Origin of the sequence: Streptomyces sp. Je 1-369 (genome assembly GCF_026810505.1) — a bacterium.
In the GTDB taxonomy this organism is placed as follows: domain Bacteria; phylum Actinomycetota; class Actinomycetes; order Streptomycetales; family Streptomycetaceae; genus Streptomyces.
Genome location: NZ_CP101750.1, coordinates 3,081,966 through 3,100,879, shown reverse-complemented (window position 1 = coordinate 3,100,879; position 18,914 = coordinate 3,081,966). Strand labels below are relative to the sequence as shown.

General features: G+C 70.6%; 15 protein-coding genes. 6 read left to right on the top strand and 9 right to left on the bottom strand.

What is annotated here, in order from left to right:
* Nucleotides 1-17 precede the first annotated feature (17 nt).
* A complete protein-coding gene (locus tag NOO62_RS14115; RefSeq protein ID WP_268775615.1) occupies nucleotides 18-1,145 on the top strand; it encodes a serine hydrolase domain-containing protein in 1,128 nt (375 codons plus the stop codon).
* Nucleotides 1,146-1,204: 59 nt separating this feature from the next.
* Here the strand turns inward: NOO62_RS14115 and NOO62_RS14110 are convergent, their stop codons facing one another.
* Together NOO62_RS14110 and pepN are read right to left on the bottom strand one after the other, a co-directional pair.
* Nucleotides 1,205-2,269: a hypothetical protein gene (locus NOO62_RS14110; protein ID WP_268771244.1), complete on the bottom strand. Its 1,065-nt coding sequence runs from the start codon at nucleotides 2,267-2,269 to the stop codon at nucleotides 1,205-1,207.
* A 178-nt stretch (nucleotides 2,270-2,447) separates the two neighbouring features.
* On the bottom strand, nucleotides 2,448-5,024 hold the full coding sequence (gene pepN / locus NOO62_RS14105; RefSeq protein WP_268771243.1) for an aminopeptidase N: 2,577 nt from the start codon (nucleotides 5,022-5,024) through the stop codon (nucleotides 2,448-2,450).
* 144 nt (nucleotides 5,025-5,168) lie between these two features.
* On the opposite strand from pepN, the gene NOO62_RS14100 reads away from it, so the two are divergent.
* Nucleotides 5,169-5,810: a DsbA family protein gene (locus NOO62_RS14100; protein ID WP_268771242.1), complete on the top strand. Its 642-nt coding sequence runs from the start codon at nucleotides 5,169-5,171 to the stop codon at nucleotides 5,808-5,810.
* Between the two features lie 135 nt (nucleotides 5,811-5,945).
* On the opposite strand, the gene NOO62_RS14095 is transcribed toward NOO62_RS14100, so the two are convergent.
* The 3 genes from NOO62_RS14095 to NOO62_RS14085 form a co-directional block, all read right to left on the bottom strand.
* Complete coding sequence (locus NOO62_RS14095; RefSeq protein ID WP_268771241.1) at nucleotides 5,946-6,596, bottom strand: superoxide dismutase; 651 nt, start codon at nucleotides 6,594-6,596, stop codon at nucleotides 5,946-5,948.
* Between the two features lie 208 nt (nucleotides 6,597-6,804).
* Nucleotides 6,805-8,229 carry an amino acid permease gene (locus NOO62_RS14090; protein ID WP_268771240.1) on the bottom strand — a complete coding sequence of 475 codons (1,425 nt, stop codon included), beginning with the start codon at nucleotides 8,227-8,229 and terminating at the stop codon, nucleotides 6,805-6,807.
* A gap of 146 nt (nucleotides 8,230-8,375) precedes the next feature.
* On the bottom strand, nucleotides 8,376-9,782 hold the full coding sequence (locus tag NOO62_RS14085; RefSeq protein ID WP_268771239.1) for an amino acid permease: 1,407 nt from the start codon (nucleotides 9,780-9,782) through the stop codon (nucleotides 8,376-8,378).
* Between the two features lie 264 nt (nucleotides 9,783-10,046).
* Between NOO62_RS14085 and NOO62_RS14080 the strand changes: the two genes are divergently transcribed.
* Nucleotides 10,047-10,625, top strand: coding sequence for a biotin transporter BioY (locus tag NOO62_RS14080; RefSeq protein ID WP_268771238.1), 579 nt, complete (start codon nucleotides 10,047-10,049; stop codon nucleotides 10,623-10,625).
* A 7-nt stretch (nucleotides 10,626-10,632) separates the two neighbouring features.
* Here the strand turns inward: NOO62_RS14080 and NOO62_RS14075 are convergent, their stop codons facing one another.
* Nucleotides 10,633-11,901, bottom strand: coding sequence for an FAD-binding oxidoreductase (locus tag NOO62_RS14075; RefSeq protein WP_268771237.1), 1,269 nt, complete (start codon nucleotides 11,899-11,901; stop codon nucleotides 10,633-10,635).
* A gap of 130 nt (nucleotides 11,902-12,031) precedes the next feature.
* Nucleotides 12,032-13,507 (bottom strand): amino acid permease, encoded by a 1,476-nt coding sequence (locus tag NOO62_RS14070; protein WP_268771236.1) that lies wholly within the window; start codon nucleotides 13,505-13,507, stop codon nucleotides 12,032-12,034.
* 184 nt (nucleotides 13,508-13,691) lie between these two features.
* On the opposite strand from NOO62_RS14070, the gene NOO62_RS14065 reads away from it, so the two are divergent.
* On the top strand, nucleotides 13,692-14,177 hold the full coding sequence (locus NOO62_RS14065) for a ribose-5-phosphate isomerase (RefSeq protein WP_268771235.1): 486 nt from the start codon (nucleotides 13,692-13,694) through the stop codon (nucleotides 14,175-14,177).
* 93 nt (nucleotides 14,178-14,270) lie between these two features.
* Entirely contained in the window at nucleotides 14,271-15,095 is an 825-nt protein-coding gene (locus NOO62_RS14060) for an Fpg/Nei family DNA glycosylase (protein WP_268771234.1), read from the top strand.
* A 15-nt stretch (nucleotides 15,096-15,110) separates the two neighbouring features.
* On the opposite strand, the gene NOO62_RS14055 is transcribed toward NOO62_RS14060, so the two are convergent.
* The gene (locus NOO62_RS14055) at nucleotides 15,111-16,340 is read right to left on the bottom strand and encodes a GNAT family N-acetyltransferase (protein WP_268771233.1); all 1,230 of its coding nucleotides are present in this window, start codon (nucleotides 16,338-16,340) and stop codon (nucleotides 15,111-15,113) included.
* Between the two features lie 162 nt (nucleotides 16,341-16,502).
* Here NOO62_RS14055 and NOO62_RS14050 point away from each other — a divergent pair, with 162 nt between their 5' ends.
* Entirely contained in the window at nucleotides 16,503-17,648 is a 1,146-nt protein-coding gene (locus NOO62_RS14050; RefSeq protein ID WP_268771232.1) for a PP2C family protein-serine/threonine phosphatase, read from the top strand.
* Between the two features lie 13 nt (nucleotides 17,649-17,661).
* Here NOO62_RS14050 and NOO62_RS14045 read toward each other — a convergent pair whose 3' ends face one another.
* The gene (locus NOO62_RS14045) at nucleotides 17,662-18,876 is read right to left on the bottom strand and encodes a cation:proton antiporter (RefSeq protein WP_268771231.1); all 1,215 of its coding nucleotides are present in this window, start codon (nucleotides 18,874-18,876) and stop codon (nucleotides 17,662-17,664) included.
* Nucleotides 18,877-18,914 lie beyond the last annotated feature (38 nt).

The following is an 18,914-nucleotide window of genomic DNA, read 5'->3' as shown; positions in this document are numbered from 1 at the left end:
TCGCCGTGACGGCGGCGATGACGGTGACGGTGACGGCCGGGGCGTTCGCGGCCCCGGCACTCGCCGCGCCACCCGGCCGTACCGACGGCTCCGGCGAGGGGCACCGCGCGACCCTGCGCGCCATGAAGGCCGCCCTGAACGAGGACGCCCCCGGCGTCACCGTGCAGGCCAAGGACCGGCACGGCCCCTGGAACGCCGCCGCGGGCACCGGCGACCTCGCCCGGCACACCCCGCGCGGCGCCCACGACCACTACCGGATCGGCAGCATCACCAAGACGTTCGTCGCGACCGTCCTCCTCCAGCTGGAGGCCGAGGGCCGCCTCGACCTGGACGACACGGTCGGGAAGTGGCTGCCGGGCGTCGTCGAGGGCAACGGCCACGACGGCGACCGGATCACGGTCCGCCAGATCCTCAACCACACCAGCGGCATCTTCGACGTGACGTCCGACGACGAGGTGCAACGCAAGGTGTTCAGCGAGGAGTTCCTCGAACACCGCTACGACACCTGGACCGCCGAGCAGCAGATCGCCATCGCCATGCGCCACAAGCCGGACTTCGCGCCCGGCACCGGCTGGAAGTACTCCAACACCAACTACGTCGTCGCCGGAAAGCTCATCGAGCGCATCACCGGCAAGCCGTACGCTCAGGAGATCAGGCGGCGCGTCATCGAGCCGCTCGGCCTGCACGCCACCTCGGTCCCCGGCACCGACCCGACCATGCCCAAGCCCGGTTCGCGTGCGTACACCAAGCTCTCCGACGCCCCCGACGCCAAGAACCACGACGTGACGGAGCTGAACCCGACCGTGGCGGGCGCGGCGGGCGGGATGATCTCCAACTCGGCCGACCTGAACCGTTTCTACGCGGCACTGCTGCGGGGCAGGCTCCTGCCCGCGAAGCAGCTCGCCGAGATGAGGACCACGGTGCCGAAGGGCGACAATCGGCCGGGCCAGCGGTACGGACTGGGTCTGGAACCCTTCAGGACCACGTGCGGCACGGTCGTCTGGGGCCACGGCGGCGACATCCACGGCTCGGCGTCCGGTGCGGGTGCGACGGCGGACGGCCGCCACGCGCTCGCGGTCAACTTCAACGGCCCCGGGGGCGAAGTGCAGCCGGTGCTCGACGCGGAGTTCTGCGGAAAGGGGTGACCGGAGAGGGGTGACCGGAAAAGGGTGACCGGAGAGGGGCGATCGGAGAGGGGGAGGCGTCAGCTGGGCAGCACCACGACGTACGCCGCGGGATCGCGGTCCGCCGACGCCATCAGCGCCGTCCGCACCACGGTGGCCTGCTGCTCCCGTGAGTCCCTGAGCTTCCGCGGGGTGATGTGGACGACGGTGATCCCGAGCCGCTCCAGGTGCTCGCGCTTGCGGACGTACTCGGACCACACCTCGTCGTCCTCCTGCCTGAGGCCGTGCCGGGGCGCCCGCGTGTCCAGCTCCACGGCCACGGCCTGGTCGGGCCAGTAGGCGTCGACACCGCCGAGGTGCGGGCCGCCGGGCAGCCGCAGGTCGACGTTCCACAGGGGGTCGGGCAGGCCGTGCTCGGCGACCATGCGGTACAGCCGGTCCTCGGCGATGGCCCGCCCCTCGGCGATCAGGGAGTCGACGGCGTCCACCACGTGCGGGCGGGTCAGCAGTCGCGCTTGCGTCAACTCCCGCACGACGGCGGCCGGTTCGCAGTGGCCGCCGCGCACCGCCTCGCTGAGCAGCCGCCGCACCGCACCCGCGTCGGCGAGCTGCGCCACCGCGTCGGCGAGCGCGCGGGGCACGGGCGCGACCGGAACTCCCGTGATCTGCTGGGGAGTCGGCAGCGCGGAGCTGCGCACGAGCCGGGCGAAGCCCACGGAGCGCAGGCGCCGGGTGCGGGGGACCAGGACGTCGATGCGGTCCTGGGAGAGCAGCGGGGGAGCGGACGAGAAGCGGTGCAGGGCCAGCGCGGCGAGCCCCGTGATCATCGCGTCGGCGTACGCGGCGTGCGGCTCGCCCGCGCGGGGCTGGGAGGGCACGGCCCTGGCCTCGCGTGCGGGCAGCCGCCCCGCGTACAGCAGCGCACCGTGCAGCCGCTCCTCACTGGTCGGCGGTCCCGGGTGCAACAGGCAGACTCCGGGCAGGAGTTGCTGCCAGGGTCCGCCCGGGCGGCAGTGCGCGCCGACGTCCGCGACGGAGACGCCGTGCTCGCCGAGCTGGGCCGTGCTCATGACGCGCGGCTGGACGTCGGCGAGGCGGGCGAGGTGGGCGAGGGGGAGGGGGGAGAGCGGGGCGTTGTGGTTCATGACCCGGTCGTTCCCGCGCCCCCTCGCCCCGCTAACCGCTGTTACAGGCCCGTCGACAAACCAGGACAACCTCGCCCTAAAGCACGGGCGTTCGACTGCCGAGGATCTCCGGCCCCCTGCACACCCCCTGACCTGCGCCGCCACCCGGCGACGGCACAGGCCAGTGCCTCACTCCGCGCTAGATCGCCGCGCCCGCGTCGCACGCCTGTGCCCGCAGCGACCGCGCCAGGTCGTCGCGCGCTTCGAGGACCAGGCGGCGCAGGGCCGGTGCGGACGACTCGTGCGCGGTGAGCCACTCGTCGGCCGCCGCCAGTGTCGCCGTGTCGCCCTGGAGGTGCGGGAACAGGCCCCGCACCACGTCCATGCCGATCTGGATGGACCGCTCGGCCCACACCCGCTCGATCGCCGCGAAGTACTTCGACACGTACGGCGCCGCGAGCTCCCGCTGCGACGGCTGCGAGAACCCCGCGATCGTCGCCTCGACCAGCGCGTTGGACAGCTGGTCGGACTCCACCACGGCGGCCCACGCCTGCGCCTTGACGGCCGCCGAGGGCCGCGCGGCCAGGCACCGCACCTGGTGCCGCTTGCCGGAAGCGGTGTCGTCCCTGGACAGCTCGGCGGCGAGCGCCTCCTCGTCGGCGGCGCCGTGCGCGGTCAGCGGCCTCAGGAACGCCCAGCGCAGCTCCTGGTCGACCGTCAGGCCGTCGATCTTGGCGTTGCCGTCGAGGAAGCCCCGCAGCAGCTGAAGGTCGGCCGCCGACGACGCCACCGAGGCGAAGAACCGCGCCCACGTCAGCTGGTGCTGGCTGCCCGGCGCCGCGATGCGCAGCTCCCGCAGCGCGCCCTCGGCGAGCGACCTGGTGCCCTCCTCGCGCCACTCGGGCGCGGCGTAATGCGTGAGGGCGGAGTTCGTCCACGCGTGCAGCATCTGCAGGACGCCGATGTCGCTCTCCTGCCCGGCGAAGCGCAGCACGAGCCCGATGAAGTCCCGCGCGGGCATGAGCCCGTCCCGCGTGAGGCTCCACAGCGCGGACCAGCACAGGGCGCGGGCCAGCGGGTCGGTGATGTCGCCGAGGTGGTCCCGCAGCGTGGCGAGGGAGTTCTCGTCGAAGCGGATCTTGCAGTACGTCAGGTCGTCGTCGTTGACCAGGACGAGCTCGGGCGCCGTCTCCCCGGCGAGCTCGGCCACGACGGTGCGCGGCCCGTCGACGTCGACCTCCGCGCGTGCGTACCGCTCCAGGTCGCCACCCGCCGACCTGCGGTAGAGCCCGACGGCCACGCGGTGCGGGCGCAGCTCGGGGTGGGACTCGGCGGCCTCCTGGAGGACGGAGAGCTCGGTGATCCGGCCCTCCGCGTTCAGGATGACCTGCGGGGTCAGGGAGTTGACGCCGGCCGTCTGGAGCCAGGCACGCGACCAGGACGCCATGTCGCGCCCGGAGGTCTCCTCGAGGACCGAGAGCAGGTCGCCGAGGACCGTGTTCCCGTACGCATGCCGCTTGAAGTAGCGCCGGGCGCCGTCCAGGAACGCGTCCCGTCCCACGTACGCGACGAGCTGCTTGAGGACCGAGGCCCCCTTCGCGTACGTGATCCCGTCGAAGTTGAGCTTGGCGTCCTCCAGGTCGCGGATGTCGGCCGTGACGGGGTGTGTGGAGGGCAGCTGGTCGGCGCGGTAGGCCCATGCCTTGCGGTTGTTGGCGAAGGTGATCCAGCCGTTGGTGAAGCGTGTCGCCTCGACCATCGAGAAGGATCCCATGAAGTCGGCGAAGGACTCCTTGAGCCACAGGTCGTCCCACCACCGCATGGTGACCAGGTCGCCGAACCACATGTGCGCCATCTCGTGGAGGATGACGTTGGCCCGGCGCTCGTACGACGCCTGGGTCACCTTGCCGCGGAAGATGAACTCCTCACGGAAGGTCACCATGCCCGGGTTCTCCATCGCACCGAGGTTGTACTCCGGCACGAACGCCTGGTCGTACTTCCCGAACGGGTACGGGTAGTCGAAGGTGTCGTGGAAGAAGTCCAGGCCCTGCTTGGTGACGAGGAAGACGTCGTCGGCGTCGAAGTGCGGGGCGAGGCCCTTGCGGCACATCGCGCCGAGGGGGATCTCCAGGCGGGTGCCGTCGTCGAGCACGCGCGTGTACGAGTCCGTCACGTAGTGGTACGGGCCCGCGACGACCGCCGTGATGTACGTCGAGATCGGCTTGGTCTCTGCGAACTTCCACACGCCGTCGGTCAGCTCGCCCGCGCCGTTGGACCACGCCGTCCAGCCCTCGGGTGCCTGGACCGCGAAGCGGTAGGGCGCCTTCAGGTCGGGCTGCTCGAAGTTGGCGAAGACGCGGCGGGCGTCCGCCGGTTCGTACTGCGTGTAGAGATAGACCTCGCCGTCCTCGGGGTCGACGAAGCGGTGCATGCCCTCACCGGTGCGGCTGTACGCACACTGGGCGTCCACCACCAGTTCGTTCTCCTCGGCCAGCTCCTCCAGCGCGATCCGGGTGCCGTCGAAGACCTCGGAGGGGTCCAGGTCCTTGCCGTTGAGCGACACCGCCGTGACACTCGGCGCGATCAGGTCCGCGAAGGTCGCGGCGCCCGGCTCGGCGCTGCGGAACCGGATGGTGGTCACCGAGCGGAACGTGCGCGGTTCCTGACCGCTCTCGCCGACCGCCGAGCGCAGGTCGAGGAAGACCTCGTAACCGTCGACGGAGAGCAGCGCGGCCCTCTCGCGGGCCTCGTCGCGGGACAGATTCTCACCGGGCACGGGCGGCACTCCTTTGTGACTCGCATGACTCGTACGAATGTCTACGATCCTCGCATGTGCCCTGTGTGGCCGACATCCGGGAATGCCCCGGTGCGCCCCGGACGTTTTCCCGGCCAGATGCGAACGGATTCCCTAGGGAGAGACATGTCCGAGAACGGCAGCAAGACCCCCGTCGACTTCTGGTTCGACCCGCTGTGCCCGTGGGCCTGGATGACGTCCCGCTGGATGCTCGAGGTTGAGAAGGTCCGCGACGTGGAGGTCCGCTGGCACGTGATGAGCCTGGCCGTCCTGAACGAGGACAAGCTCGACGATCTCCCCGCTGATTACCGCGAGATGATGGAGACGAAGGCCTGGGGCCCCGTCCGCGTCGTCATCGCCGCCCAGCAGAAGCACGGCGACGAGATCCTCGGCAAGCTCTACACCGCGCTCGGCACCCGTATCCACAACCGCGGCGAGGGCCTGACCCGTGAGGCGGTCGTGGGTGCCCTCAAGGACGTGGGCCTGCCCGCCGACCTCGTCGACTACATGGACTCGGACGCCTACGACACGGAGCTGCGCGCCTCCCACAAGGAGGGCATCGACAAGGTCGGCCAGGAGGTCGGCACGCCGGTCATCGCCGTCCCCGGCGCCGACGGCTCACAGGTCGCCTTCTTCGGCCCGGTCGTGACCCCCGCCCCCAAGGGCGAGGCGGCGGCGAAGCTCTGGGACGGCACGCTGCTGGTGGCCTCGACCCCGGGCTTCTACGAGATCAAGCGGACCCGCACCCAGGGCCCGGTCTTCGACTGACGCCCCGGAGGACCGGCACGCACAGAAAGGCCCCCGTGAGTCACGTCCTCACGGGGGCCTTTCCTTCATCCGCCTGCCTCGGCGAAAGTTGAGAAGACGATCACGAGGCAGGACGCTTTCCTACGGGGTGCTGCGTCACGGAGTCAGCAGGAGGCTGTTCACGCGCTCCTTCGCGGCCGCGTAACGCTTGGCCACGTCCTGCCAGTTGACGACCTGCCACATGGCCTCGATGAAGTCGACCTTCTGGTTCTTGTACTGCAGGTAGAAGGCGTGCTCCCAGGCGTCGAAGACCAGGATCGGCGTCGAGCCCTGGCCGACGTTGCCCTGGTGGTCGTAGACCTGCTCGACGATGAGGCGGTTGCTGAGCGGCTCGTAGGCGAGCACGCCCCAGCCGGAGCCCTGCGTCGTCGCCGAGGCCTTGGTCAGCTGGGTCTTGAACTTGGCGAAGGAGCCGAAGGACTCCGTGATCGCGTCGGCGAGGTCGCCCACGCCGTCCGCGGCCAGCGGCTCGCCGCCGCCGCCGTCCTTCGGGCTGTTCATGTTGTGCCAGTAGATGCTGTGGAGGATGTGGCCGGAGAGGTGGAACGCGAGGTTCTTCTCCAGGCCGTTGATGGCGCCCCACGTCTCCTTGTCGCGCGCCTCCTCCAGCTGCTCAAGAGTGTCGTTCGCGCCCTTCACGTACGCCGCGTGGTGCTTGTCGTGGTGCAGCTCGATGATCTGCGGGTTGATGACAGGTTCGAGTGCCGCGTAGTCGTACGGAAGTTCAGGAAGCGTGTAAATGGCCATGATCCGAGCCCTCCGACTGCTGCTCTGCTGTGATTCTCAAGTTATTGCAAGTCCTTCGCAAGTGCAGGCTAGCAGCAGCTACTGGGAGAAGTTGATCAGCCCTTCGTCCTAGGTCCGCACGGGAATACCCGCGTACGCCTATGGGCGTACCGGCGCACGGAAGAAGCCCCGGACCACCCGGTCCGGGGCTTCTTGCGGGAATCGCCGCTCAGACGGCGGCAGCCGCCCGCCTCTCCGCCATCTTCTGCCGCACGAAGCCGATCACGGCGAGCGCCAGCGTCAGACCGCCCGTGGCGAGCAGCTGCTTGCGCGTGTCGGGCTGGTCGGTCATCAGGTAGAAGATGTAGGCCATGGCGGCCAGTGCCACCCATGTCAGGACCGGGAACGCCCACATCCGGATGACGAGCTTCTCCGGCGCCTCGCGCTCGGTCCTGCGGCGCAGGATCAGCTGCGAGACGGCGATGAAGACCCAGACCATCAGGATCATCGCGCCGATCATGTTGAGCAGCCACGGGAAGACGTCGTCCGGACGCCAGTAGCTGAGCAGCACGCAGACGAAGCCGAAGACGGAGGAGGCGAGCACCGCGAGGCGCGGCACGCCGCCCGAGACCTTGCCGAGGGCCTTCGGGCCCTGGCCGCGCTCGATCAGGGAGTACGACATGCGCGAGGCGCCGTAGATGTTGGCGTTCATCGCGGAGAGCAGGGCGACCAGGACGATGACGTTCATGATCTCGCCGGCGCCGGGGATGCCCAGGTGGTCGAGCGTGGCGACGTACGGGCCCTTGGCGACGACCTCCTTGTTGTCCCACGGCAGCAGCGTCACGACGACGAGCATCGAGCCGACGTAGAAGACGGCGATGCGCCACATCGCGGTGCGCACGGCCTTCGCGACGCTCTTGACCGGGTTCTCGGACTCGGCGGCGGCGATCGTGACGGTCTCCAGACCGCCGTACGCGAAGACGGAGGCGAGGAGGCCGATGATCAGGCCGTCCGTGCCGTTCGGCATGAAGCCGCCCTCGCCGGTGAGGTTCTCCAGGCCGGGGGCCGAGGTGTCCGAGCCGGGCAGGATGCCGAGGATCGCGAGGACGCCGATGCCGAGGAAGAGCGTGATGGCGCCGACCTTGAGGGCGGCGAACCAGAACTCGAACTCGCCGAAGTTCTTCACGGCCGTCAGGTTGGCGCCGCAGAACACCAGCATGAAGAGGGCGACCCACGCCCACTCCGGGCTGTCGGGGAACCAGCCGACCATGATCTTGGCGGCGCCGATGCCCTCTAGTCCGACGGCGACGCAGAGCAGGAACCAGAAGCCCCAGCCCGCGGCGAAGCCCGCCCAGGGGCCGATGGCGCGCTCGGCGTGGACCGAGAAGGAGCCCGACGCGGGGTTCGCGGCCGACATCTCACCCAGCATGCGCATCACGAGCATGACAAGTGCGCCGGAGACGGCGTAGGCGAGGACGATCGAGGGACCGGCCGCGGCGATGCCCGCTCCGGAGCCCACGAAGAGCCCGGCGCCGATCACGCCACCGAGCGCGATCATGGAGAGATGCCGCTGCTTGAGGCCGTGGACCAGCGGGGAGTCGGCCTTCGGTGCTTCGTCGGGTGCTGCGTCCTGGTGGGTGGACGTCCGAGACATGGGCGTGCCCTGTTCAGTAGCCGAGACGGGGGAGCGAGCGGCCCACAGTCTGAGGTCCGGTACCGCTGACAGGGAACACTTGACCGCTATACGGACACGACGCTCACACGTTGTGAAGAATCACGCACAACAAGTTCACCTGTTGTTCATGTAAGCCTCTTGGTGCGCGTGTCGCGCCACTCCCGCAGCCCCGCGACCGCCAGGACGAGCGCCGTCGCCCCCGCCGACCACAGCAGCTGCGGCCGCGCGTCGGCGTCCGTCAGCATCAGCGCCAGCACGGCGGCCATCGCGGCCAGCGCCGCCCACGTCAGATACGGGAACGCCCACATCCGCAGCACGAGCCGCTCCGGCGCCTCGCGCTCGATGCGCCGGCGCAGCCGCAGCTGCGACACCGCGATCAGCGCCCAGACGAAGAGCAGCACAGCCCCGACCGAGTTGAGCATGTAGAGGAAGACGGAGTCCGGCCACTTCAGATTGAGGACCACGGACACGAAGCCGAACGCGACGGACGCGAGGACCGCGCGCCGCGGCACCCCGCCCCCGGCCACCTTCAGCAGCGCCTTCGGTGCCTCGCCGCGCTCGGCCAGCGAGAAGACCATCCGGGACGACCCGTAGAGATTGGCGTTCAGCGCGGAGAGCAGCGCCACGAACACCACGATGTTCATGATCGTCCCGGCGGACGGCACCCCGATCGAGTCGAGGACCGTCACATACGGACTGGCGCCCGCCTTCTGCGCCGTCCAGGGCAGCACCGTCACGATGACCAGCATCGACCCGACGTAGAAGAAGAGGATGCGGTAGACCGCGCTGCGCACCGCGCGGGCGACCGAGCGCACCGGGTCGTCGGACTCGGCGGCCGCGATCGTCACGACCTCCAGGCCGCCGAACGCGAAGACGACGGCGAGGACGCCCGAGACGACCCCCGACCAGCCGTGCGGCAGGAACCCGCCCTGCCCGGTCAGGTTCGTCATGCCCACCGGATCGGTCTCCGGCAGCACGCCGAAGACCGCGAGCAGACCGAGGACCAGGAACGCGATGATCGCGCAGACCTTGAGCGTCGCGAACCAGAACTCGAACTCGCCGAAGTTCTTCACCGACGCGAGGTTGGCCGCCGTGAAGACCACCATGAAGATCAGCACCCACGCCCACTGCGGCACCGCGGGCGCCCAGCCGTTGGCGATCTGCGCGGCGCCGGTCGCCTCCACGGCGAGCACCACGACCAGCAGGAACCAGTAGAGCCAGCCGACGCTGAACCCCGCCCAGCGCCCGAGCGCGCGCTCCGCGTGCACCGAGAACGAACCCGAGGCGGGCATCGCCGCCGACATCTCGCCGAGCATCCGCATCACACACATCGCGAGCGCGCCCGCGATCAGGTACGAGACGACGATGCCGGGGCCCGCCACCGAGATCCCGGCCCCCGACCCCACGAAGAGCCCGGCGCCGATGACACCGCCGAGCCCGAGCATGGTGAGGTGACGCTGCTTGAGACCGCCGCCCAGGGGCTCGGGTCCGGCCCCCGTCGCGGGCAGGCTGTCCGGTGGTGCGTCGTGCATGGTGCTCAGGCTGCTCTCGGGGCTCACAAAGACTTTGGCGGGACTCCACAGTCTCCCCGGGGTGCGGCCCCTCGCGCAAAACGGGGCACCCACCCGCCGACCTCCGTGACGAGCATCACGCCGGCCGAGGTGTACGCGAACCTCTTTGTACGGAGCCCACCAAGGCCCTGCCCCCGGGTTGTCGGCCGATGACCGTGTGGCCGCCGCGCCGCCTGGGATAGCGTCGACGCGTTCCCACCTGCCCACGTCCCCGCGGAGTCCCCGATGAGCATCGCCGCTGCCACCACCCGCCCCGGCCAGGTCCTCGCCGACCTGCTGCCCGCGTCCCGTGTGAAGGACGCGGCGCTCGTGCTCGGCGGCGCCGCGCTCACCGGAATCGCCGCCCAGATCGCGGTGCCCGTGCCGGGCTCCCCGGTGCCGGTGACCGGACAGACCTTCGCCGCGCTGCTCGTCGGCACGTCGCTGGGCGCCCGCCGCGGCTTCCTCTCCCTCGCCCTGTACGCCCTCGTGGGCATGGCGGGCATGCCGTGGTTCGCGCAGGCGGGCTCCGGCGCCGCGGCCCCGTCCCTCGGCTACGTCCTCGGCATGCTGCTCGCCGCCACGGTGGTGGGCGCCCTGGCCCGCCGCGGCGGCGACCGCTCCGTGCTGCGCACGGCGGGCACGATGGTCCTCGGTTCCGCGATCATCTACGCGGTCGGCGTCCCGTACCTGGCCGCCGCCACCGGCATGTCGATGACCCAGGCGGTCGCCGCGGGCCTCACGCCGTTCCTGATCGGTGACGCCCTGAAGGCCGCGCTCGCGATGGGCGCCCTGCCGACGGCCTGGAAGTTCCTGGACCGCTGACAGCGGGTCAGCTGACGCTGTAGTTCCGCCTGAAGAGGTTCGCCGGGTCGTACGTGGCCTTCAACCCGGCGAGCCTCTTCCGCGTCTCCGGGTCGTACAGCCCCTCCGGCCTGTCGTTGCCGCCGAAGACGAAGTTGAGCGACCGCCCGAGCGTCTGCGGCGCCACGAGCCCGAACGCCTGCGCGTGCACCTTCCGGTGGGCCTCGACATCCGTTCCGTCCAGCGGCGACAGGATCCGCAGCAGCCAGCCCGCCTCGCGGTAGGGCACGGCGTTGTCCGCGTTTCCGGCGGGTCGTGCCAGTGCGCCGCCCAGGTGGTTGAGCTGCAGGATGTGCATCGCGGCCGCGTCGGGCCCGGTCAGCGTGAGGATGTCGGCGGCCGCCTCGACGTCGAGGGTGCTCAGGACGGCGTTGTCGCCGTAGTAGGCGTGCGGGAAGTCCGGGTCGCCGTGGATGGTGGGGCTGTCGGCGTACGGCATCTCCCGCAGCGTGTCCGACACCGTGGGCCCGAGCTCCCGCAGCGGCGCCAGGAGCCGCTCGCCCTCCGCCTCCGAACCGGTGAACGCGACCCGGATCAGGACGAGATAGCTGCCGCGCAGGTGCGGCGGGAGCTGCGGCAGGTCCGGGTAGACGAGCGCGGCGAGGGACGACGTCACCTCGTCGGGCAGGGTCCGCGTCCACTCCTCGTAGCCGCGCAGCACCGCGGCCGGGTCGACCGCCCTGCCGTCGAACGTCAGCGCGCCGCCGTAAAGACGCGCCACCGGCACCAGGCCGATCTCCAGCTCCGTGACCACGCCGAGCTGCGCGCCGCCGCCCAGGAGGCCCCGGAAGAGCTCCGGGTCGCTGTCCCGCGTCACGTGGCGCAGGACGCCGTCCCCGGTGACGACGTCGACCGCGCGGACGTGGTCGGCCGCGTAGCCGAACTCCCGGCCCAGGATGCCGAGTCCGCCGCCGAGCGTGTACGCGACGGCGCCCACGCTCGGTGCCGTGCCGTTCAGCGGGGCGAGGCCGTGCTCCACCGCGGCCTCGACGACCTGACCCCAGCGGGCGCCCGCGCCGATGGCGGCGGTGCGCGCGCCGGGGTCGATGCGCACGGCGTCCATGCGCCGCGTACTGATGAGGACGCCGCCCTCGGAGGCTCCCGGCACGCCGTGCCCGGTGGCCTGCACGCCGACGGGCAGGCCCGCCCCGGTCGCGTGCGTCACGGCGGCGACCACGTCGTCGGCGTTCTCCGCGCCGAAGACGAGGTCGGGCCGCGTCGCGAAGCCGGTCTGCATGCCGGCGATTTCCTCTGCGTATCCGGCGTCATCCGGCCGGAACACGCGTCGCTGGGCGGTGTGGTCCACAGGTGCCTCCGTCGTCTCGTTCGACACGGAGAGCATTACGCACCGGCGGACCGCCCCGACGTCAACTCTTCCGAGACTCCACCGGAATTCCGTCCGGGTTCCGGGGCCGGATCTTCTCCCGTACGAGCGAGAAGACGACCACGAAGGCGGCGGCCAGGAGCGAGAGCAGTACCTGCTTGCGGCCGGTCTCGTCGGTCAGCATGTAGACGAGGACGAACGAGATCATCGCGATCGTGACCCACGTCAGGTACGGGAAGAGCCACATCTTCACGACGAGCTTCTCCGGCTCCTCGCGCAGGATGATGCCGCGCATCCGCAGCTGCGTGAAACTGATGATCAGCCACACGAAGAGGGCCACCGCGCCCGAGGAGTTGAGCAGGAAGTCGAAGACGGTGTCCTTCCACTGGTAGTTGAACCAGACGGCGACGAAACCGAAGACGACGGAGCCGAGGATCGCGGCCTGCGGGACGCCCCGCGTGTTGGTGCGCGCGAACGCCTTGGGCGCGTCGCCGCGCTGACCGAGGGAGAAGGCCATGCGGGAGGCGGTGTAGAGCCCGGAGTTGAGGCAGGAGAGCACGGCGGTGAGGACGATGACGTTCATGACCTGACCGGCGTGCGGGATGCCGATCGAGTTGAGCGCGGCGACGTAACTGCCGTCCTTGGTGATCGACTTGTCGTTCCACGGGAGGAGGGTGATGACGACGAAGATCGAGCCCAGGTAGAAGACGCCGATGCGCCAGATCACGCTGTTGGTCGCCTTGGTGACGGCGCGCTGCGGGTCCTCGGACTCACCGGCGGCCAGCGTGACGATCTCGCTGCCCATGAAGGAGAAGACGACCATCAGCACACCGGTGAGGATGGCGCCCGCGCCCTTGGGCATGAAGCCGCCCGCGTCGGTGAGGTGCGCGAATCCGGCGCCCGGGTTGTCGGAGCCGGGCAGCACGCCGAAGACGGCGAGCAGGCCGATGACCACGAAGCCGCCGATGGCGACGACCTTGATCCCGGCGAACCAGAACTCGAACTCGCCGTAGGAGCCCACCGAGACGAGGTTCGTCGCGGTGAGTACGACCATCACGATGAGCGCCCAGCCCCACTGCGGGACGGCGGGTATCCAGCCGTTGAGGATCACGGCGCCCGCGGTGGCCTCCACGGCGAGCACGACGACCCAGAAGAACCAGTAGAGCCAGCCGATGGAGAAGCCGGCCCAGCGGCCGAGCGCCTGGTCCGCATAGGTGGAGAAGGAGCCGGACGCGGGCCGTGCGGCGGCCATCTCGCCGAGCATCCGCATCACGAGGACGACCATCGTGCCGACGAGGGCGTACGAGACGAGGATCGCGGGCCCCGCGGCGGCGATGCCGGAGCTCGATCCGACGAAGAGACCGGCACCGATCACGCCGCCGATGGCGATCATGGAGAGGTGGCGGTTCTTGAGACCCGCTTTCAGGCCGTCGCCGGTGTCACCACTGTCGCCAGACCGCGGATCCCCAGGGGGATTGGGGGTGCTGTCTGCCTTCGCAAGGGAGGGTTGCGAGGTCATGGACGAATCCTTAAGTTCTCGGGTCACGAGCCCCCGCATTCAAGCCCAGGGGTGAACGGGACGGAAGTCCTGAATCCGGATCGTTGTATTCCGGGCTTTAGGCCTGGACCAAGGTCCCGACCAGGGAGATCAACATCCTGCCCGGTCGCGGCTACCCACCCCGCGACGTGCCACACTCGGACCCATGCGCGTGTACCTCGGCTCGGATCATGCCGGCTACGAACTCAAGAACCACTTGGTCGAATGGCTCAAGGGCCACGGCCATGAGCCCGTCGACTGCGGGCCCCACATCTATGACGCCCAGGACGACTACCCGCCGTTCTGCCTGCGCGCCGCGGAGCGGACCGCCGCGGACCCGGAGGCCCTCGGCATCGTCATCGGCGGCTCCGGCAACGGCGAGCAGATCGCCGCGAACAAGGTGAAGGGCGTACGGGCGGCCCTGGCCTGGAGCGAGCAGACGGCGGCGCTCGGCCGTGAGCACAACGACGCCAACGTCATCTCGATCGGCGGCCGCATGCACACGCAGGAGGAGGCGACGAAGTTCGTCGAGATCTTCCTGGCGACGCCGTACTCGGGTGAGGAGCGTCACACGCGCCGCATCGAGATGCTGTCGCGGTACGAGACGTCGGGCGAGCTTCCCCCCATCCCCGCCGGGCACCCTCAGCAGTAGCGGGCCTCACGGGGCGCCGCCCCGGACCCCGCTCCTCACACACCGGAGGGGCTGACTCCACAGCCCCTCCGCACGCACTCTCGGAGGGACCCCGTGCCTGAGGGGCACACTATCCACCGGCTCGCTCAGGACCACCTCGCACGGTTCGCCGGACGCCCCGCGACCGTACGCAGCCCGCAGGGCAAGTTCAGTGACAGCGCCGCCCTCCTGAGCGGCCAGGTGATGGAGACCGCCGAGGCGCACGGCAAGCACCTCTTCCTCGGCTTCGCCGACACCGGATGGATCCACATCCACCTCGGCCTCTTCGGCAAGTACACGCTGGGGGAGACCCCCGCCCCGCCGCCCACGGACACCGTCCGCCTCCGGCTCCTGAACGACGCGTACCACTCCGACCTCCGCGGCCCCACCACCTGCGCCCTCATCACGGACGAGGAGAAGCAGGCGATACACGACCGGCTCGGCCCGGACCCGCTGCGCCCCGCGGACGCCCCGGAGAACGACCCGGCGAAGGCCTATCGCCGCATCTCCCGCAGCCGCACCACGATCGCCGCGCTCCTCATGGACCAGAAGGTCATCGCGGGCGTCGGCAACGTCTACCGCGCGGAGGTCCTCTTCCGGCACGGCATCGACCCGTACACGGCGGGCAAGGACGTCACCGAGGCGCAGTGGACCGCGATCTGGGCGGACCTCGTCGACCTGATGCACGAGGGCGTACGCCTCAACCGCATCGACACCGTCAGGCCCGAGCACACCCCGGAGGCGATGGGACGCCCGCCGCGCGTCGACGACCACGGCGGCGAGGTCTACGTCTACCGGCGGGCGAACCAGCCCTGTCACCTCTGCGGCGGCGACATCCGCACGGCGGACCTGGCGGCCCGCAACCTCTTCTGGTGCCCCACGTGCCAACGCCCCGCTTGAGCCCCCGGCCGGAACCTAGAACCCGTGCGACAGCCAGGGCGCCACATCCGACCCGAAGGCCACCGACGCCTCGGTCAGCGCGCCCCGGCGCAGCTCCCGGACGCGGCCCGCGGCCGCCAGTGACGTGAGGGACGTACCGCCGAGGTAGCCGGCGCCCAGCTCACGTACCGACAAGGAGAGGTCGGCCGCGTCGGCCGTGCGCTCGCACGACGCGCCCTTCGCGTCGCCGGTGAGGCGCCAGCGGCCCTCGTTCCAGGGGCAGAACGCGTCCTCGACCTCGAACACCACGTCCACCGGCGTCTGGTACGTCCGTGCTTCGAGCGCCGCGCCCACCTCGACGAGCCGCACGTACAGCGAGTCCCGTACCGAGACGTCGCAGCGGCGGACGTCGGAGACCAGCTGCAACAGCGCGTCGTCCACCGGGCGGTTGCGCGCGACGACCGAAGACGTCAGGTCGATGTCGAACAGGAACTGCCACAGCGCCGCGTACGCCGCCGGGTCCAGGGCGTCGATGTCGCGCACCTGGACCGAACCCTTCGGGCCCCGCCACTCCCAGTCGGGCTTCACGGCGAACCGCACGTACCCGACGAGCTCACCCGCCCGCTCGGCCACCACGCACTGCAGCGGCGACGCGCCGTTCCGCTCGCTCTGCGGGTCGAGCAGCCCGAGCCGCTCCCAGCCGGGCTGCCGGGCGGTCATGCCCGGACGCTCCGTCACCTGTCGTGCGTACAGGGCCTCGCAGGCCTCGTGGACGTCGGCGGGCCGTTCGTACCGAAGATGTACGTCGTCCGTCCCCGCGGGCAGGGACAGCGACACCCGCGTCGTGTCGATGTCGACCTTCATCTGCCGCGTCGCCGCGCCGTACCCGAACCGGCCGTAGATGGCCGGCTCGGACGCGGTGAGCACGGCGATCGGCTCGCCGGCCGCGCGGACGTCGTCCAGCTGCCGCCGCATCATCGACGTCAGGATCCCGCGCCGCCGGTGCGTGGCCGCGACGCCGACCGTCGTGACGCCCGCCGCGTCCACCAGCGCACCGCCCGGCACGGCCACACGGAAGGAGAGCGCCCCCGCGGTCCCCACGCACGCCGCGCCGTCCCACACGCCGATCGAGCGGTCGCACTCGATGAGGTCGCTCCACAGCTCACGTTCCTCGTCCGACTCGGCGACCCCGCCGAACGCGAGCTCCAACGTCCGGTACCACGCGTCCCAGTCGCCCTTCGCGAGCACCCGCAAGTCTGTTGTCATATGCCATGCCTATCAGCGCGGTACCGCCCGGTGCGACGGGTTTTTCCCCGCCCTTGACCCCGTCCGCACCCCTTCCCCGACCGCGCGGGGCATGCCCCTGACGGGGGACAACCGGGACCTCCCGTGCGAAGTACACGGCCCGCTGGATAAGGTCCACGAGCAATGGAGGTACGCGCGGAAGCCGACACGTTCACGGCCCGGATGAAGAAGAGGGTGCACCGGGTCCGCATCGTGCTGCGCAAATCCGGGGTCGACTACTTCCGCGGCGACGGCTCCGACTGGGTCGCCCTGGCCGGCCTGCTCCTCACCATCCCGGTCATCACCACCTGCACGATCATCAACAACGAGTGGTTCTCACCGTCCGCGCTCGTCCTGCCCATCGTCGCGGGCGGCCTGTTGCTGCGCCCCGCCAGCCTGCTGGGCCTGTACGCCGCTTCCGCGGTGGCCCTGATCGTGGAGTCCGTCCGGCTCGGCCCGTACACGGACGGCGCCGCCCGCGTCACCCCTGGCACGGTCCTCGTGGTCGCCGCCTGCGGCTTCTTCGGACTCCTCATCGCCCAGTTCCGCAGCCGCGTCGGCGTGCCCTGGCGCGGCGGCGGCACCATGCTCTTCGACCTGCGCGAACGCATCCGCGTCCAGAGCAAGCTGCCGAAGCTGCCGCGCGGCTGGCACCGCGAGATGGCGCTGCGCCCGGCGGGCGGCCAGTCCTTCTCCGGCGACTTCGTGGTCGCGGCCCGCACGAACGGCGGCCGCACCCTGGAGGCCGTCCTCACCGACGTCTCCGGCAAGGGCATGGACGCGGGTTCACGCGCGCTGCTCCTCTCCGGAGCCTTCGGCGGCCTGCTCGGCTCCCTGCCCCCGCACGCCTTCCTGCCCGCCGCCAACGGCTACCTGCTCCGGCAGGACTGGGACGAGGGCTTCGCGACCTCCATCCACCTGGTCCTCGACCTGGAGACCGGCGACTACGAACTCTTCTCCGCGGGCCACCCGCCCGGCCTCCAGCTCAGTGCGGGCAGCGGCCGCTGGGAGGAGAAGACAGGCCAGGGCCCGCTCCTCGGCGTCTACGACGGCGCCCAGTTCGACCCCGTCAAAGGCGTCCTGCGCCCCGGCGACGTCCTGATGCTCTTCACCGACGGCCTCGTCGAAACCTCCGACCGCGACATCGCCGAGGGCATGGACCGCCTGACCGGCGAAGCCGACCGCTACGTGGCGGGCGGCTTCCACGGGGCGGCCTGGCACCTCATCGAGGCAGTCGCCAAGGACGTCAACGACGACAGGGCACTGCTGCTCATCTGCCGGGAGGCGTGAGCTCGTACGGCCGTCACGCCGTACTGCTCGCCGAACTCCGCGAAAGACCGGTCGACGAGCCCGGCCCGCCGTCCCCGTAGCCACCTCCGTCCTTCCCGCCCGGCAATATCCGTGCCAGCCACTCGGACCGTCCCGCGGCCAGCGGGCCGAGGACCGCGAGGAGCAGGACGTAGCCCGCGATGAAGGGGGAGAGGCGTTCGTCCAGGCCTGCGCCTGCTGCCATCGTGGCGAGGATCAGGGCGAACTCGCCGCGGGCCAGGAGTGTCGTGGAGATGTTCGCCGCGGGGCTGGGGCCGAAGCCGTACACGCGGGCCGCGCCGAGTCCTGCGAGGACGTTCATCAGGAGGGTGACCGCTACCGCGGCGAGGACCGGCCAGAGGACCACCGGCAGGTCGCCGGGGTCGATGGAGAGGCCGAAGGCGAAGAAGAAGATCGCGCCGAAGGCGTCCCGCAGGGGGTGGACCAGGGTGCGGATGCGGTCGCCGGACGCCGTGCTGCCGAGCATCAGGCCGACCATGAACGCGCCGATCGCGTCGGCGACGCCGAACCATTCGGAGACTCCGGCGACGAGGACAGCGACGCCGAGGAAGGAGATGACGAGGAGTTCGTCGTCCCGGGTGTCCATGAGGCGGCCGACGAGCTTGGTGCCGTAGCGGGCCGCGAGGGCGAGCAGGAGCAGGAAGCCGAAGGCCTTGCCGCCGTCCATCACGGCCGCGGCGAGACTGTCCGCGCCGGACAGGATGGGCTGGAGCGCCGCGAGGTAGAGGGCCAGGAAGATGTCCTCGACCACGATGATGCCGAGGATCGGCTTCGTCTCGGGGTTGCCGAGCCTGCCGGTGTCGACGAGGACTTTGGTGACGATCGCCGAGGAGGAGATGCCAAGCACTCCGGCGAGGACCAGCGCTTCGGAGGTGCCCCAGCCGAGCGCGAATCCGAAGCCCAGGCCGGCGCCGACGTTCAGGGCGAGGTACGTGCCTCCCGCGATGGCCATCTTGCGGCCGCCGGTCTTGAGGTCGTCCATGTGGAACTCGAGGCCGAGGTAGAAGAGCAGCAGGACAAGGCCGAGCGCCGAGAGCATTTCCAGGTCGTGGGGGTCGGAGACCAGGACCACGCCGGGGGTGTGGGGGCCGAGGAGGATCCCGGCCAGGATGAAGAGCGGAATGGTGGGGAGTCCGATGCGGCCGCCGAGGCGGGCGAGGACGGCGGCGGCGAGAAAGGCGCCGCCCATGGCTATCAAGGTGTCTGCGTGTCCGATGGGCCCGTTCC

What these genes read in the sequence shown, in the direction of transcription:
- NOO62_RS14115 (WP_268775615.1), top strand. Translation starts at nt 18, where the DNA reads ATGACGGTGACGGTGACGGCCGGGGCGTTCGCGGCCCCGGCACTCGCC.
- NOO62_RS14110 (WP_268771244.1), bottom strand. Translation starts at nt 2,269, where the DNA reads ATGAACCACAACGCCCCGCTCTCCCCCCTCCCCCTCGCCCACCTCGCC.
- NOO62_RS14100 (WP_268771242.1), top strand. Translation starts at nt 5,169, where the DNA reads ATGTCCGAGAACGGCAGCAAGACCCCCGTCGACTTCTGGTTCGACCCG.
- NOO62_RS14095 (WP_268771241.1), bottom strand. Translation starts at nt 6,596, where the DNA reads ATGGCCATTTACACGCTTCCTGAACTTCCGTACGACTACGCGGCACTC.
- NOO62_RS14090 (WP_268771240.1), bottom strand. Translation starts at nt 8,229, where the DNA reads ATGTCTCGGACGTCCACCCACCAGGACGCAGCACCCGACGAAGCACCG.
- NOO62_RS14085 (WP_268771239.1), bottom strand. Translation starts at nt 9,782, where the DNA reads ATGCACGACGCACCACCGGACAGCCTGCCCGCGACGGGGGCCGGACCC.
- NOO62_RS14080 (WP_268771238.1), top strand. Translation starts at nt 10,047, where the DNA reads ATGAGCATCGCCGCTGCCACCACCCGCCCCGGCCAGGTCCTCGCCGAC.
- NOO62_RS14075 (WP_268771237.1), bottom strand. Translation starts at nt 11,901, where the DNA reads ATGCAGACCGGCTTCGCGACGCGGCCCGACCTCGTCTTCGGCGCGGAG.
- NOO62_RS14070 (WP_268771236.1), bottom strand. Translation starts at nt 13,507, where the DNA reads ATGACCTCGCAACCCTCCCTTGCGAAGGCAGACAGCACCCCCAATCCC.
- NOO62_RS14065 (WP_268771235.1), top strand. Translation starts at nt 13,692, where the DNA reads ATGCGCGTGTACCTCGGCTCGGATCATGCCGGCTACGAACTCAAGAAC.
- NOO62_RS14055 (WP_268771233.1), bottom strand. Translation starts at nt 16,340, where the DNA reads ATGACAACAGACTTGCGGGTGCTCGCGAAGGGCGACTGGGACGCGTGG.
- NOO62_RS14050 (WP_268771232.1), top strand. Translation starts at nt 16,503, where the DNA reads ATGGAGGTACGCGCGGAAGCCGACACGTTCACGGCCCGGATGAAGAAG.
- NOO62_RS14045 (WP_268771231.1), bottom strand. Translation starts at nt 18,876, where the DNA reads ATGGGCGGCGCCTTTCTCGCCGCCGCCGTCCTCGCCCGCCTCGGCGGC.